At 52.6% G+C, this 758-nt stretch carries 2 tRNA genes and 1 rRNA gene; all 3 read left to right on the forward strand.

The window, feature by feature from the left end:
* Positions 1–232 (forward strand): 16S ribosomal RNA (locus SB753_RS34445); the annotation flags it as partial.
* Positions 233–307: 75 nt separating this feature from the next.
* Positions 308–384 (forward strand) — tRNA-Ile (locus SB753_RS34450).
* A 52-nt stretch (positions 385–436) separates the two neighbouring features.
* Positions 437–512 (forward strand) — tRNA-Ala (locus tag SB753_RS34455).
* The last annotated feature ends 246 nt before the right edge of the window (positions 513–758 follow it).

Below are 758 nucleotides of genomic sequence, written 5' to 3' on the forward strand. Positions count from 1 at the left end.
ACTCTGCAACTCGAGTGCGTGAAGCTGGAATCGCTAGTAATCGCGGATCAGCATGCCGCGGTGAATACGTTCCCGGGTCTTGTACACACCGCCCGTCACACCATGGGAGTGGGTTTCACCAGAAGTAGGTAGCCTAACCGCAAGGAGGGCGCTTACCACGGTGGGATTCATGACTGGGGTGAAGTCGTAACAAGGTAGCCGTATCGGAAGGTGCGGCTGGATCACCTCCTTTCTCGAGCTAGACGTGTCAAACGTTGAGCGCTCACGCTTATCGGCTGTAGTAGTAAAGAAACGCAGACAGACTCAGGGGTCTGTAGCTCAGTCGGTTAGAGCACCGTCTTGATAAGGCGGGGGTCGATGGTTCGAATCCATCCAGACCCACCACTGTCTTGTCTGGTGCGCTGGGCGTCTGAACCTCTGGGGTGACTGTATGACTGGGGGATTAGCTCAGCTGGGAGAGCACCTGCTTTGCAAGCAGGGGGTCGTCGGTTCGATCCCGTCATCCTCCACCAATCCTCAATGCGTAGGGTTCTGTGTCAGGTACACAGAGCGTTGTGCATTGGCGATTGAGCCAGTCAGTAAGGATACGCGGTTACAGCAATCGCGCTATCGGCTGAACGTTCTTTAACAATCAGGAAGAAGTAGTAAAGAGATTCACGAAAGTGTACTTAGAGATGGGTACATGAGTAGGTGAATCAGGGTTGTGATTGTATCGATGTATTTTTAAGTGATCGAAAGATTGCTTTGGAATACGGCGC

Source organism: Paraburkholderia sp. SIMBA_053, from assembly GCF_046534895.1.
Classification (GTDB): domain Bacteria; phylum Pseudomonadota; class Gammaproteobacteria; order Burkholderiales; family Burkholderiaceae; genus Paraburkholderia; species Paraburkholderia caledonica.